General features: G+C 66.6%; 10 protein-coding genes. 4 read left to right on the top strand and 6 right to left on the bottom strand.

Going from position 1 to position 14,349, the window contains the following annotated elements; all coding sequences use genetic code 11:
• Positions 1-45: 45 nt before the first annotated feature.
• Entirely contained in the window at positions 46-1,443 is a 1,398-nt protein-coding gene (locus tag B4F19_RS03435) for a DUF4436 family protein (RefSeq protein ID WP_292732832.1), read from the top strand.
• On the opposite strand, the gene B4F19_RS03430 is transcribed toward B4F19_RS03435, so the two are convergent.
• Positions 1,352-2,347 carry a DUF559 domain-containing protein gene (locus tag B4F19_RS03430; protein WP_292732831.1) on the bottom strand — a complete coding sequence of 332 codons (996 nt, stop codon included), beginning with the start codon at positions 2,345-2,347 and terminating at the stop codon, positions 1,352-1,354. The two genes, B4F19_RS03435 and B4F19_RS03430, sit on opposite strands and share 92 nt — an antisense overlap.
• 257 nt (positions 2,348-2,604) lie before the next feature.
• Positions 2,605-4,041, bottom strand: a complete 1,437-nt coding sequence (locus tag B4F19_RS03425; protein ID WP_292729022.1) for an XRE family transcriptional regulator — start codon at positions 4,039-4,041, stop codon at positions 2,605-2,607.
• Between the two features lie 116 nt (positions 4,042-4,157).
• Here B4F19_RS03425 and B4F19_RS03420 point away from each other — a divergent pair, with 116 nt between their 5' ends.
• Positions 4,158-6,020: a phosphoenolpyruvate carboxykinase (GTP) gene (locus B4F19_RS03420; RefSeq protein ID WP_292729024.1), complete on the top strand. Its 1,863-nt coding sequence runs from the start codon at positions 4,158-4,160 to the stop codon at positions 6,018-6,020.
• A gap of 137 nt (positions 6,021-6,157) precedes the next feature.
• On the opposite strand, the gene B4F19_RS03415 is transcribed toward B4F19_RS03420, so the two are convergent.
• Entirely contained in the window at positions 6,158-8,134 is a 1,977-nt protein-coding gene (locus B4F19_RS03415; RefSeq protein WP_292732830.1) for an ABC transporter ATP-binding protein, read from the bottom strand.
• A gap of 24 nt (positions 8,135-8,158) precedes the next feature.
• Complete coding sequence (locus tag B4F19_RS03410) at positions 8,159-9,460, bottom strand: aminomethyl transferase family protein (protein WP_292732829.1); 1,302 nt, start codon at positions 9,458-9,460, stop codon at positions 8,159-8,161.
• 150 nt (positions 9,461-9,610) lie between these two features.
• Between B4F19_RS03410 and B4F19_RS03405 the strand changes: the two genes are divergently transcribed.
• Positions 9,611-10,537, top strand: a complete 927-nt coding sequence (locus B4F19_RS03405; protein WP_292729030.1) for a LysR family transcriptional regulator — start codon at positions 9,611-9,613, stop codon at positions 10,535-10,537.
• An 83-nt stretch (positions 10,538-10,620) separates the two neighbouring features.
• On the opposite strand, the gene ligM is transcribed toward B4F19_RS03405, so the two are convergent.
• Positions 10,621-12,024 (bottom strand): vanillate/3-O-methylgallate O-demethylase, encoded by a 1,404-nt coding sequence (gene ligM / locus B4F19_RS03400; RefSeq protein ID WP_292732827.1) that lies wholly within the window; start codon positions 12,022-12,024, stop codon positions 10,621-10,623.
• A 130-nt stretch (positions 12,025-12,154) separates the two neighbouring features.
• On the opposite strand from ligM, the gene B4F19_RS03395 reads away from it, so the two are divergent.
• A complete protein-coding gene (locus B4F19_RS03395) occupies positions 12,155-13,165 on the top strand; it encodes a VOC family protein (RefSeq protein ID WP_292729037.1) in 1,011 nt (336 codons plus the stop codon).
• 20 nt (positions 13,166-13,185) lie between these two features.
• On the opposite strand, the gene B4F19_RS03390 is transcribed toward B4F19_RS03395, so the two are convergent.
• Positions 13,186-14,301: a 5-methyltetrahydropteroyltriglutamate--homocysteine S-methyltransferase gene (locus tag B4F19_RS03390; protein ID WP_292729040.1), complete on the bottom strand. Its 1,116-nt coding sequence runs from the start codon at positions 14,299-14,301 to the stop codon at positions 13,186-13,188.
• Positions 14,302-14,349: the final 48 nt, after the last annotated feature.

The raw sequence follows: 14,349 nt of genomic DNA, 5'->3' as shown, positions 1-14,349 counted from the left end.
GACAAGCGTCACGCCCTCGTCGCTGCGCTCTGGCACAATGTCGCCGTGACTTCTCGACCGCGTGCGCGCTCCCGTGCCCGCAGCATCGGCGTGATCGGGGGAGTTCTCGCGATCGCGCTGCTCTACGTCGTCGTCATCGTCCTGTACGCGGCCGGGGGTCGGATCGAGCATGCCGAAGCCTCCAGCGGTGGCGAGGGTGTGCCGCTGGAGTTGACGTTGACACCGGTCGACATCGATGGGGCGGCGAGCACCATGTCGGTGCGCATCAACCCCACCGATCTGGGATCGTACTCATCCGACGACTTCTCGATGGACGAAGCTGTGCACGTGCTCGTCACGGGAACCAATGGGGCGCGCACGATCGAATATGGCGCCGACGAGGTCGTCGGCGCCGAAACGGTTGCACTGACGCTCGACGGGTTCATCGAGCAGTGGCCATTCGACCGTTACACCGCCGAGACCCTGATCGCGCCGATGCGCGTTGATGCCGACGGTCAGGGGGTACCGATTCCCTACGTCCTGACGGCAGACGGTCGTGTCCCGGGATGGAACGTCGTTGCGGAGGCGGTGTCGACTGTGTCGGTGGTCACCGAGGACGGCACGATCACGCTCCTCGGGGTCCAGTTCACGATCACGCGGGCGGCATCGACTGTCGCATTCGGACTGGTGCTGTTGACGCTGATGGTGATCGCGCCAGTTCTGGTGCTGACAGCTGCCATCACGGTGTATCGCGGCAGGCGAAAGATCGAGGTGACGATGCTCGGGATGGCGTGGCTGCCGCCCAATCCGCGGGCGATGCCGACGCGCAGGGTGACGCATCCGATGCTGATGCGGGTTCAGACGGCGGCGCCGGCGGAGGCGAGTGAGCTACGGCCGGCGTCGGGCAGAGTCCCAGAGGCGACCGGTCTGCGCCTCGAGCCGGTCGTCGATCGCGTCATAGATGAGCCACGCGATGGCCAGCAGCACTGGGGGCGTGATCCACCCCCAGAAAAAGCCCGCGACATCGACGCCGGACAGCACCACGACGAGCATCCAGACGATCGCGGCGACGACGAGCACGACGCCCGCCTGAACGAGTTTCGTGCCAGCCCGGGTGAGGTCACGGCTCGACCGCTCGGCGCGTCCTCCCAGCCAGCGTCGCAAGGCAGGCTTGACCCAGATCGTCGCCAGCGCGAGCACCACTGCCGCCCACAGCACCGACCAGCCGACCGAGACCTGCGGCATGATCAGTCCGATCAGCAGCAGGACGGCGACGTCGAAGACGTAAAGCGTCACGAATCGGATCAGCCAGGCGCGCACGGATCCACCCTCCCACAGATGCCGTCGTGTCGCCGTGCGCGGAGCGACGCTGTTAGTGGCCCCGCGGTCCCGACCATCCATGGCGGTGGAGGGCGCTTCGAACCACCGACGTCGCGCTCCCGTCTCGAATGCGTCGTGAGGTGAGGCGAACGACCTCCCACCCCTGCGCCGCCAGTGCCGCCGTTCTGTCGATGTCGCGATTCCACTGCGCGCGATCTGTCCGGTGGTGATCGCCTTCGACTTCGACGATCAGGTCGAACGCTCGGTGCATGCCGTCGACAATGGCTATCAGCGCTCCGTCTGCACCGCGGACCTCGACATCCAGATCCATGTGGGGCAGTCGCGCGGCCTCGGCATCCAGCCGATATTCCGTCTCGAGCCGGGAGGCACTACCGACGCGCACCGACGTCAGGGCACGAACGAGCGCTTTGCGATGCCGCCTCCCTGGCGCGAGTGCTGCTGCCTCCAGCTGTGCGGGCGTGGCCAGTCGCGCGTTCGGCATCGCGCGACCTCGATGGTCGCGAGGAACGCGCACGAAGTGATCCCCCATGATCACGAGCCACCGTTCCGAAAGCTCCCCGCCGACCATCGCCCAAGTCGACGCAGGAGTCGTCACGCGCAAGCCTCCGACATCCATCACGTGCGCAAGGTGCTCGCGCGTCTGAAAGCCGGCCACGCCTCGGGCTCGCGCTGCCCGATGCGGGTGCACCGTGCCAACCGACAGGTCCGCGTCAGGGTCGAAGCCGTCGGGCAGCGGGCACCCGAGAAGCGCCGCTGCCGTCATCCCCGTGAAGAACCCTCGCCGGCTCATCACACGACTGTATGCGCGGGCCCGCTCGAGTACCCGGGCGCGAACGCGAGCGTCGATCGCTTGCGGACCCGCGAACGCGGAGCGTGTCGCAGGGTCGGTGAGAATGCGAGTGGCGTGGAACGGCCGCTCGAGATCGGACCCGCGCAGCCGCCCGGCGGTCACACCCATCGCTCGGGCCTCGGCATAGGCGAAGGGGGTGGACAGCGTCGAAGGAAGCGGGGCGTGGCGGCGCGGCATCCGTTCAGCATCCTGGACGAGCCGTGCACGTGGCTGGCCGTTCAGGCAACTCGTGTCATCCCGCGCTGAACTCAGGTGTGGGGAGGAGCCCATGCCGGCCTCTCGAGCATCACTACGTGTTCCTCGCGCGCGGTCCCAGCGGAAAAAGATGGGCTCCCATTGTCGTTTGCAGGGCCTGAGGCGACAGTTTGCGCCCACTTATCGCATCGAGACGACAATCTGCGCCCACTTCTTGGGGGCGAGCCACGGATGCTGCCTCAGGCGTGACGGTCGAGGAAGGCGTACACCTCGGAGTCGTCGACGCCGGGAAAGTTGCCACGGGGGAGCGGCGTGAACATCTGCATGTGCACGCGGGCGCTCGGCCAGGCCTTGCCCTCCCACCGCGACGTGAGCTCCGCGGGTGCTCGGCGGCAGCAGGCTTCGTCGGGGCAGGTGGAGACCGCACGCTTGGTGGTCTCACGGCCGCGGAACCAGCGGGCATCGTCGAACGGAACCCCCACACTGATCGAGAACTCGCCGTCGGCTGTCGTACCGGTCTGCGTGGCGCACCAGAACGTGCCCGCGGGGGTGTCGGTGTATTGGTAGTGCTCGGTCGTGCGGTTCTGCTCCGAGAAGGCGGCACGGGCCGACCACTTGCGGCAGGCGATCTGGCCGTCAACGGCACCGGTGACATCCATCGGCAGGGGGAGGTCGTCGTTCTCGTACACCCGTGAGATGGCACCGGATCCGTCGACGCGCAGGAAGTGCAGACGGATGCCGAGATGCTGCGTCATGAGGTTCGTCATCCGCATCGCCGCAGCCTCGTGCGTGACACCGAACGCATCGCGGAAGTCCTCGACGGCCAGATTGCGTTCCTTCTTCGCCTGCTGCAGGAACGCGACGCCGTTGGTCTCGGGGATGAGGCAACAGGCGGCGAAGTAGTTGATCTCGAGGCGCTGCTGCAGGAAGTCGGCGTACGACGTGGGTCGCTGGTGTCCGAGCAGCCGGTGGGCCATCGCCTGCAGTGCCATCGAGCGCAGCCCGTGGCCGCCCGGGATAGATGCGGGCGGCAGGTAAATGCGGCCGTTCTCGAGATCGGTGACCGATCGCGCCGAGCGCGGAAGGTCGTTGACGTAGAGCAGCTCGAACCCGAGGCGCTCGGCCATGATGCTCACGGTGCGGTGGGTGAGCGCGCCCGAGACGTGACCGGCCGCCGCAAGCTGCTTCTCGGCGAGCTTTTCGATATCGGGCAGGTAGTTGTCACGCTCGCGCATCCGCAGGCGCAGCTCCGTGTTGGCGCGCCGCGCCTCCTCGGGCGTTGCGATCGCTTCTCGCTCGCGGCGATCGAGCTCCCGGTGCAGGCCGAGTATCGACTCGATCGTCTCATCGGGTGTCCCTTTGGTGACCTTCACCGGCGGGATGCCGAGCCTGCGAAACACGGGGCTTGCCTGCGCGCGTTCCAGCTCGATTTCGAGCGCAGCCCGACGATTCGGGGGTTCAGCGGCGAGGAGGTCGGTGACCTCCAGTCCCGTGGCGTGGGCGATCGCCTGCAGCAGCGAGAGTTTCGGCTCGCGCTTGCCGTTTTCGATGAGGCTCAACTGGCTTCCCGCGACCCCGACCTGTGCACCCAACTCGTCCAGCGTCCAGCCCCGAGACACGCGTTCGTGACGGATGCGGTGCCCGAGCGTCACCAGTTCGAGGTTCGTGGGTGCCATTCCTTGATGCTAGCGAAAGAATTTCGTTTCTTACGAGGCTGAGCCGCTTCAAACCGCCCTCCGCGTGCAGGAAAGTGGAGAAAGACCCCCAGTCGACGTCGCACACAGGAGAGACAATGGCCATCGCTGACATTACTCGCCCCACTATCTCGGCGCCCGCGTCGGCATCCGGCCAACTGCCATCGATCTCCGGCCCCGGCATGGACGCGTTGATCGAGTGGGTCGATGAGATCGCTGCGCTCACCAAGCCCGACCGGATCCACTGGGTGACCGGCTCGCGCGCCGAGAATGAGGCGCTGCTGAGGGAGCAGGTCGAGCAGGGCAAGCTCATCAAGCTCAATCCCGAGTGGCGCCCGGGCTCGTACCTTGCCCGCTCGCACCCGAGCGATGTCGCCCGCACCGAGGCGCGCACCTTCATCGCCTCTGAGCGCGAAGAAGACGCCGGCCCGACAAACAACTGGGTCGCGCCCGAAGAGATCCGCGCCACCATCACGCCGCTGTTCGACGGATCGATGCGCGGACGCACGATGTACGTCGTGCCGTTCTCGATGGGAGCCGTCGGCGGCCCGCTGTCGCACATCGGTGTGCAGATCACCGACAGCGCCTACGCCGTCACCTCGATCGGCATCATGACCCGTGTCGGCACCGATGTCCTGCGCGAGATCGCAAACGGGTCGCCGTGGGTGAAGACCGTCCACTCTGTCGGTGCGCCGCTCGCGCCCGGTCAGGATGATGTCGCCTGGCCGTGCAACGACGAGAAGTACATCGTGCACTTCCCCGACACCCTGGAGGTGTGGTCGTACGGTTCCGGGTACGGCGGTAACGCCATCCTCGCGAAGAAGTGCTTCGCGCTGCGCATCGCCTCGGTCATCGGCCGCGACGAGGGATGGATGGCTGAGCACATGCTGCTCATCCGCGTCATCAGCCCCGAGGGCAAGGCCTACCACCTCGCCGCAGCCTTCCCCTCGGCCTGCGGCAAGACGAACCTCGCGATGCTGCGCCCGACGATTCCCGGATGGCGCGTCGAGACACTCGGCGACGACATCGCGTGGCTGCGCCCGGGCGAGGATGGACGCCTCTGGGCCATCAACCCCGAGGCCGGCTTCTTCGGTGTCGCCCCCGGCACCGGCGAGTCCACGAACGTCACGGCTGTCGAAACGCTCTGGGGCAACACGATCTTCACGAACGTGGCACTTCGGCCCGACGGAGATGTGTGGTGGGAGGGACTCACTGACGAGCCGCCGGCAGAACTGATCGACTGGGAGGGAAACCCCTGGACCCCGGCATCCGGGCGACCCGCCGCTCATCCGAACTCGCGGTTCACCGTACGCGCCGACCAGTGCCCGCAGATCGCCGACGACTGGGATGCTCCCGAAGGCGTGCCGATCGACGCGATCCTGTTCGGCGGACGCCGTGCCACGAACGTTCCGCTCGTGGTCGAGGCAACCGACTGGGCGCACGGGGTCTTCCTCGGCTCCACGATCTCGTCCGAGCGCACCGCGGCTGCAGAGGGAACGGTCGGCGAACTGCGTCGCGATCCGTTCGCGATGCTGCCCTTCTGCGGCTACAACATGGCCGACTACTTCGGGCACTGGGTCAAGATGGGCCAGAAGCTGAGGTTCGATCGTGCACCGCGGATCTTCCAGGTCAACTGGTTCCGCAAGGGGGCTGATGGCCGCTTCCTCTGGCCCGGGTTCGGCGACAACTCCCGTGTCATCGAGTGGATCATCCGTCGCGTCGACGGCAAGGTGCCGGCGCTTGACAGCCCTATTGGGCGCCTTCCGCGCATCGAGGACCTCAACCTCGACGGCATCGAGGTTCCGCAGGAGGATCTCGAGGAACTGTTCGCCGTCGACCCGGAGTCGTGGCTGCACGAGGCAGACCTCACCGAGGAGTTCTACGGGGTCTTCGATGGCCGCATCCCCGCCCAGCTGAACGCCGAACTCGCAGCCCTTCGCTACCGCCTCAAGTCCTCCTGACCCGGGCGTCCTCCTCCCGCCCGCATCCGGCGCAACCCGCGCCCCTCGCGAACCCACCCCTTCTTGCGTTACCCCACAGGTTTCAGCCGCAGGAAGGGGTGGGTTCGTCGAGATTGTTGTGGGTTCGGCGGGGCGGGTCAGACCAGGAGTTGGTGGCGGGCGAGGTCGCGGTAGAGCGGCGTGGACTCGACAAGTTCGCCGTGCGTGCCCTGACCGATGACCTCACCGTTCTGCATGACGACGATCAGGTCGCTGTCAACGACCGTCGACAGGCGGTGGGCGATCACGAGGAGGGTCCTGTCGGCCGCGACGGCGTCTATGGCATCCCGCATCCGCTGCTCGTTGAGTCCATCCAGCGACGACGTCGATTCGTCGAGCAGCAGGATGGGGGGAGCGGCCAGCAGGGCACGCGCAATCGCCAGGCGCTGACGCTCGCCGCCCGAGAGCATGACGCCGTTCTCGCCGACCGGGGCCTGAAGGCGCAGCGGACTGCGCTCGAGCACCTCGGTGAGATTCACGGCCTCGAGGACGCGCTCGCAGTCGGCATCCGTCGCCTCGGGGGACGCGAGGCGCAGGTTCTGGGCGATCGTGCCGGCGAGGGTTGGTGCGTCCTGCTCGACGTAGCCCAACTGTGCACGGAGCTCTTCGCGCGGGAGGGTTCGGATGTCTGCGCCGCCGAGCAGGATCGCGCCGCCCGTCGGATCGTAGAACCGCTCGATGAGCGCAAGCGTCGTGCTCTTGCCGGCGCCGGATGGGCCGACGATCGCCACACGCGACCCACGCGGAACCCGGAACGATACGCCGCGCAGCACGTCGCCGGCGTCAGTGGATGCCTCGGCCGGGGCTGCTGACGCATCATCCGTGGCGTCCTCGGTGCCGCTCGGGAGCGCGATCGCCGAGGTGTCGACGTGCGCGCTCTCGAGCACGGCGCGCGCCTCGGTCTCGGCCTTCCGGCGCGCGGCGACGACGGCTTCGGGATAGCGGAACCAGACATCCCGGAACTCGATTGCCGCAATCTGCTCCGCGGCGCCTGCGCCCGCGGCGTGTTGTGGCGAACGAGCGGGGGAGGCTGCGCTGACGGATGCCGCGAGCCGCGCGTCGTCGGCATCCTCGGTCGGCAGATTGAGGATCTCTTGAATGCGACCCAGCGCACCCAGAGCCTGGTTCACCGAGGTGATCGCCCCGAAGAAGCTGCCGAGGGGACCCACGAGCAGGAACAGGAAAAGGATGAAGGTCACAAGACTTGCCACCTCGATCGCTCCGGAGGCTACCCGATAGCCGCCCACCCCCAAGACGACCAGCAGCGAAACCTGAAGGGCGATCCCCGCGACGGGGACGACAAGCGCGGAGACCTTGGCGATGCGGACCCCGACCCCATACGCGTCAGTTGCGACGCCCGTGATCTCTGTGACCTCGCGTTCGGTAGCTCCGGCCGCGCGCACGGTTCGGATCGAACTGACCGCGCGCTCGACCGAGGAGGCCAATTCACCGACCTTCTCTTGCTGCTCGCCGGTCGCGCGACGGATGCGGCCGCTGAGCACCACGACGCCGGTGATGGAGACCCCGATCACGACGACAATGGCCAGCAGCAGCAGGGGATCAATCAGCGCCATCGCGACGAGGGCGCCGATGAAGATGAGGGAGTTGCCCACGGCATCCGCGAGTCCCTGCGTCAGGACCGCATAGAGCAGCGTCGTGTCGGTTCCGACACGGGAAACGAGGTCACCTGTGCGCCGCGCGTCGAATTCGCGGATGGGGAGGTGCAGGATGCGGGCCACGAGCTGTCGCCGGCTGGAGTAGACCACGGCAGTTCCGGTGCGCTGCAGCAGGTAGTGCTGGAACCCGGAGATGACCGAGGCTGCCACCACGAGCGCAATGATTCCCCACACCAACAGCCCGAGGCCGCCGCCAGCCTCGACTTGCGCAATCACCTGCCCGACCAGCAGCGGCTGGGCGAGGGTCGCGACGGCCCCGATGATACTCAGGATGGCGACGACGATCAGCACGGTGCGGTGCTCGAGGAGGAACGGCACCAGCTGGCGGAACGTCGCGCGTGGGCCTTCCTCGGGGGTGCGGCGCCCACGACGGGCGGGACGCGTATCAGCGCGCGACATCGAGACCTCGATTCGGGGAGGGGGTTATGTACGACGGTACTCCGCGCTCGTAGGCCCCGGCCGCGCCAGAGATGCCTCGGGTGAGGATCTGCCCCAGACCACCACAACCTCGGTGCCCGGCTCCGCGGCATCCGGAACGAGGCTCGCCAATGACGCGAATACCTGCTCGTTCGTGATGTACCCGGCATCATGCGAGATCCCCACATCGTGCCCGTCGATCAGAACACGGTCGACCTGGTAGAGCCCGTAGCGGGCCTTCGGGAAGTCGATGTATTTCGCCGGCAACCCCGGCTCGAGCAGGGATCGCTGTGCAGCTGCGACATCGTCCGGGTTCCAGATCAGCGTCACCTTGACCCGTGTGGGCTCCTGCGCGATGCGCTCGAGTGCCTCCCGGCCGAGGAAGTCGTGATCGAACGCCACACTGCGGCCGTAACCGAGGTCGTAGGGCGTGACGTAGTAGTCCTCGATCCGCTCGGAGGTGAGGCTTCCGGCCAGAGACCCGGCGCTGGTTGCGGGAAGCCAGTCGAGGTACCGTTCCGCGTGGGCCCCGGTGAAGATGGCAGGCAGGGGAGAGGGAACCCACGCGGATTCGAGATTCGCCGAGGAGTACGCCTTGGATCCGACCCGCACGAGCCCGAGCGGCTCTCCTTCGCGCAGCAGCGCGTCCCGGACGCGCTCGCCCTCTTCCCACGGGCCGAACAGCTCGAAGCCGGGCTGACCGGCCATTCCGTGACGCAGTGAGCGCACCGTGATGCCGTCGATCGTGAATGTCGCCATGTGGAAGAAGCGGGTCGGCGGCACGGGGGCGCCGGTGACCCTCTCCATGAGTTCAAGTGCGTTCGGTCCCTGCAGCTCATACCGGTACAGGGTGGGGTTTCCGGCGCGCACGATCGAGTTGCCGTCGCGCTCGAAGGTGACGTCGTAGTCGCCGGTCTCGCCGTGGAACTGCACCCAATCGATCACCATCTGATGGCCGACGAGGTCGAACTCTTCGTCGGCGAGATAGAACAGGATCGCATCGCCGATCAGATACCCCTCGTCATTGACCGCGATGAACTGTTTCGCGTTGTCAACCTGGAATCGCGCAAAGCTGTTGACGCCGAGATCGCTCAGCAGGTGCAGGGCATCGCGGCCGCGGATGAACAGGTCGGTCATGTGGTGGGACTGGTCAAGAAGCGCCACTGTCTTCTGCCAGGACTGCTGCTCCGACCTCCAGTTGCTGAACTCCGCCGTCACGGGGAAGATCGTGGGTCGCGCCTGGGCGTTGCGCAGAAGCTGCACGGGGCTTCCCGCTCGGGCGATCGCGGCGGCCAGCGACTCGGTCATGTGAACTCCTTCGTTCTCGGGGCTCGACGCGGTGCGTGCCGGCCCGAGGAGACGCTATCCCAAGCAGGACTGAATCAAATAGCATTTTCTAATGAGCGCTGCTAATAGCTCTGTGAGCGGTCCTCATATTGACTCGATCGAGGTGCACGCATGCTCACTGACCTGAACCTCACCCGGGTGTTCGTCGCGATCTACGAGGCGGGCAGCCTCACAGCGGCGGGCCGCCGGCTGTTCGTGACGCAGTCGGCCATCAGTCAGTCCCTGGCGCGGCTGCGGCGGGAACTCGGCGATCCGCTGTTCGAGCGAACGGCTCAGGGGATGCGGCCCACAGCGCTTGCCGACGCGATCTATCCCGAGCTCCACGAGGGCATGTCAGTGATCGATCGAACCATTGCGGCGGTGACCGGCTTCGACCCTCTGACCTCCGAGCGCACCTTCCGCATCGCGCTCTCGGAACTCGGTGAGATCGGCTGGCTCCCGGCGATCGGCGACGCGATGGCGCTCGGAGCGCCGCGCGCGCGCCTTGCCGTCACAGCGTTGCGCGGTGAAGACCTCGAGGATCTACTCACCCGAGGATCTGTGGACCTTGCCATCACCCCGGCGGAACTGCCCGCTGCGTTCGAGCGCCAGACGGTCAAGCGCGAGGAGTACCGCGTCGTGATGTCCTCGCAGAACCCCCTCGTCGGCGCTGAGATGAGTCTCGAGGCGTACCGTGCGGCGCGCCGGGTCTGGGTCGAGGGCGACTCGAGTGCCCGCCTGCTGGCCGGCGTACACGCTCGCCACGGCGTGAGCGAGCCGCCGGCGGTGAGCGTGCAACACATCGCGTCGCTCCCGCCCTTACTCGCGCGGTCGACGACGCTCATCGCGACGATTCCCGAGACACTGGCTGTCGGATGGTCGCGGAGCTGGCCGCTCATCATCCGCGAACTGCCCTTCGCTCTCGGACCCGTCGAACTGCATCTCTATCGTCGCCGGTCCCCACAGCATGCTGGAGCACTCGACTGGTTCTTCGACACCGTCTCGGCGGCGGTCAGCGGATTCCCGGGTGGGTTCGAAGGCATCCACATCTCGTCGTGACGTGGACGCCCGGAGACGATCTGGGGGACGGATGCCGAAGCATCCGTCCCCCAGATCGTCGTGTGCGCGAAGCGCGGCTCGGATCAGAGCGATCCGGTGGTGCGCCAGCCGCCCTGGTACTCCTGGCGAGCGGTCACGGCATAGGGTACGGGGCTCACCACGGCGCGGATTGCGATCTGCTCGTGCGGCTCGACAGTCGTCTTGCCCGATCCGCCGTTCGGCTCGCCCCAGACCACGCGGACTTCGGCTCCCACGGGAACGTCGCGGTCGACGGTGGCCAGCGACAGGCCGCGCTTCTCGTTCGCGGTGACGCCCGTGAACAGCGAGAGTCCCACGGTGTTGCCGTCGGCGTCGATGACGGCGTCGTAGTTGCTGGACCCGTAGTTGGCGTTGGGCAGATCGAAGAACTGGTAGCCGGGGCCCTCGCGGTCGAGCACTGACGCGAGCACCTTGGTCAGGTCCTCGTCGTTCCAGGCCAGCGTGACCTTCTTGCGCTGGGTCTCGGGGTCGAGCTTCTCGAGTGCGTCACGGCCGATGAAGTCGTGGTCGAACTTCACGAACGAGCCGTAGCCGAGCTCCCACGGGTTGAGGTAGTAGTCCTCGATGTTCTCCGAGACGAAGGACCCTGCCAGGGCGTTGATCGCTTCGTAGCTGTTCGCCGGCAGCCACTCACGGTAGGCGCGCTCGGCCTCGCTGGAGTAGATCGCCGGCAGGGGCGAGGGGATCCAGCCCGACTCCAGGGTGTTCGACGAGTACGCGCGCGACCCGCAGGGTTCGATGCCGAACTCGCGCCCGGCCTCGAGGATGGCGTCGCGGATCTTGCCGTGCTGCTCGTAGGGGCCCCAGATCTCCAGGCCCGGAGCGCCCGCCATCCCGTGACGGAGCGTGCGCACCTTCTCGCCGGCGATCGTCATTTCGCCCATGTGGAAGAACTTGACCTGCTCGACGGGGCCACCGGCGAGCTTCTCGATGATCGCCCAGGCGTTCGGGCCCTGGATCTGGAAGCGGTAGTAGTCGCGGTGCACTGCCTGGCCGTAGGGGCGGGAGGGGGAGCGGTCGTCGTAGCGGAACTCGACGTCGTATCCGCCGGTCTCGGCGTGGAACTGCAGCCAGTTGGCGCCGGGAGCGCGGCCGACGTACACGTATTCGCCCTCTGCTTCGTGGAAGAGGATGCCGTCACCGATGACGCCGCCGTTGGAGGCGGTGGGAACGAACTGCTTGGCGGTGTTGACGGGGAAGTTCTTGAAACCGTTGATGCCGGTGTCGGTGAGCAGCTTCAGCGCATCGGGGCCCTTCACGAAGAAGTTGACCATGTGGTGGCTCTGGTCGTAGAGCACCGCAGCGTTGCGCCACGCCTTCTGCTCGCGGCGCCAGTTGCTGAACTCGGCCGGAACCACCGGGTAGATGTACGTCCCGAGCTGCGAGTCCCGCAGCATCCGGACGGTGTCGCCCTTCTCGTCCAGCAGCTCTTGCAGATTCTTGGCCATGGGTGTCTCCTCGACTTCCTCGTCCGGGTGGCTTCAGCGAGATCGTACGGGCAAAATTTACCTATGTCCAGAGGTAAATGAGTGATAGACAGGATGCATCGGTAGAGAGGCTGTGTCAGAGAGGACACCCATGGCTACGAGCGAGAACTTCGACCTTGCCCACCTGGGCGCCGTGGAGTTGTTCACTCCGCGGTTCGAGGAGAGCCTCCGGTTCTTCCGCGACATCTGCGCAATGCGGGAGGTAGCCCGCATTGGCGATTCGGCGTATTTGCGGTGTTGGGACGAGTACCAGCTGTACACGCTGAAGCTCACCGCATCCGACACGAACGGCGTGGGACGCACCCTCTATCGCGCATCGAGTCCGCAGGCTCTGGAGCGGCGGGTCGCGGCGATCGAGGCATCCGGACTGGGCCACGGCTGGCGCGATGGCGAGGTCGGGGTGGGCCGGTCGTTCGAGTTCGAGGACCCGGACGGCCATCTGATGGCGCTGTACTACGACACCGAGCATTACGTTCCGGATGACGAGGATCGCCCGGCGCTGAAGAACCAGGCATCCGCATACCCCGGCCGCGGGATCAACGCACGGCGGATGGATCACATCAACTATCTGGCCAGCGACGTCAACGCCGCCGGAGAGTTCTGGCGCGATGTCATGATGTTGCGGGAATCCGAGCGCGTGCGCCTCGATGACGGCCGGTACGGTGCGTGGTGGTTCCGGTTCAACCAGAAGTCCTACGACGTCGTGTACTCAGACGACTGGACGCACCAGCGGGGCCGGTTCCATCATTTCGCGATCGCCCCGGACTCGCGCGAAGACATCCTCAAGGCCGCGGACATCTGCCTCGAGAACGGCATCTACATCGAGTACGGCCCCTACAAGCACGCGATCAACCAGACGTTCTTCCTGTACGTGTGGGAGCCGGGCGGCAACCGCATCGAGTTCGCCACAGCGCAGGGCCGCCTCATCCTCGACCCCGACTGGCCCGTCGTCGAATGGAGTCAGGCCGAGCGCGCCAAGGGCCAGGCATGGGGCATGAAAACGGTGCCGACGTTCCATACCCACGGCACCCCGTTCGTCGAGGACCAGGAAGAGATCGATCGTGCGGCCCTCGAGGGCCGCCCGTACGTCAAGCGCTCCTGAGCATCAGGCGCTCGTGACGGTCACTCCCAGACGGTGGCGGCAGTGTCGACGACCAGGCGGATCTTGGCCCACTGCTCGTCCTCGGTGAGGAGGTTACCTTCCTCGGTCGAGGCGAAACCGCACTGGGGGCTGAGGGCCAGCTGCTCGAGCGGCGCGAACTGCGCAGCCTCCTGGATGCGGGTGCGCAACAGGTCGGCATCCTCGAGCTCGCCCGACTTGGTGGTCACCAGGCCCAGCACTACCCGCTTGTGGCCGTGGGGGAGGAAGCGCAGCGGCTCGAAACCACCGGCGCGGTCGCTGTCGTACTCGAGGAAGTAACCGTCGTAGTTCGTGTCGGCGAGCAGGTGCTTGGCAACCGGCTCGTAGCCGCCGGAGGAGATCCACGTCGATCGGAAGTTGCCGCGGCACACGTGGGTAGTGATTGTCATGTCGGCGGGTTTGGCCTCGAGGATCGCGTTGAGCATCGCCGAGTAGCGCTCGCCGATTCCCTCGGTGCGGATGCCGCGGGCCGCTGCCTTTTCGAGCTCTTCGGGTGAGCAGAGGTAAGCCCACGCCGTGTCGTCGAACTGCAGGTAGCGGCATCCGGCGTCATAGAAGGCCTGCACGGCATCACGGTAGGCCTGCACGAGGTCGGGCACGAGCGCATCGCGGTCCGCGTAAAGGCCGGTGGTGATCCCGGCGGGCTCGAGACGGAAATCGAAGACGGTGGGGGCGGGGATCGTGAATTTCGGTGTTGCGCCGGTTGCGGCAGTGGCGTCGGCCAGAGCGCGGAAGTGGGCGAGGAACGGATGCGTATCGCTGAAGCCGATGCGTCCGCCTACCTGCAGGCCGAGCGGCCGGGTCTGCACACCCTGGAACTGGATGCCGTGGTCGAGCTCGACGACCTCGACACCATCGAGCATCCCGAAGAAGTCGAAGTGCCACCATGACCGGCGGAACTCGCCGTCGGTGGCAAGCCGCAGACCGTTCTGCGCTTCCTTGCCTACGAGCGCGGCGATCTGGGCGTCTTCCACCTCGCGCAGGGCGGTGTCGTCGATCTCTCCCGCCGCACGCGCGGCGCGGGCCTCGGCGAGGGCTGCCGGTCGGAGGAAACTGCCGACGATGTCGGCGCGGTAGGGAAGCTGTGTATCGGTCACACCGGGATGCTACTCCGACGTCTCGCGATGTCGGAGATCACTCGTACA

The organism is Microbacterium sp. UBA1097 (assembly GCF_002313585.1).
Classification (GTDB): domain Bacteria; phylum Actinomycetota; class Actinomycetes; order Actinomycetales; family Microbacteriaceae; genus Microbacterium.
Note: the sequence above shows the minus strand (reverse complement) of the source record. Positions and strands in the feature narration are given on the sequence as shown.

Coding starts and splice junctions, on each gene's coding strand:
- ligM (WP_292732827.1), bottom strand. CDS start 12,024: ATGGCCAAGAATCTGCAAGAGCTGCTGGACGAGAAGGGCGACACCGTC.
- B4F19_RS03430 (WP_292732831.1), bottom strand. CDS start 2,347: ATGCCGCGCCGCCACGCCCCGCTTCCTTCGACGCTGTCCACCCCCTTC.
- B4F19_RS03395 (WP_292729037.1), top strand. CDS start 12,155: ATGGCTACGAGCGAGAACTTCGACCTTGCCCACCTGGGCGCCGTGGAG.
- B4F19_RS03420 (WP_292729024.1), top strand. CDS start 4,158: ATGGCCATCGCTGACATTACTCGCCCCACTATCTCGGCGCCCGCGTCG.
- B4F19_RS03405 (WP_292729030.1), top strand. CDS start 9,611: ATGCTCACTGACCTGAACCTCACCCGGGTGTTCGTCGCGATCTACGAG.
- B4F19_RS03410 (WP_292732829.1), bottom strand. CDS start 9,460: ATGACCGAGTCGCTGGCCGCCGCGATCGCCCGAGCGGGAAGCCCCGTG.
- B4F19_RS03425 (WP_292729022.1), bottom strand. CDS start 4,041: ATGGCACCCACGAACCTCGAACTGGTGACGCTCGGGCACCGCATCCGT.
- B4F19_RS03415 (WP_292732830.1), bottom strand. CDS start 8,134: ATGTCGCGCGCTGATACGCGTCCCGCCCGTCGTGGGCGCCGCACCCCC.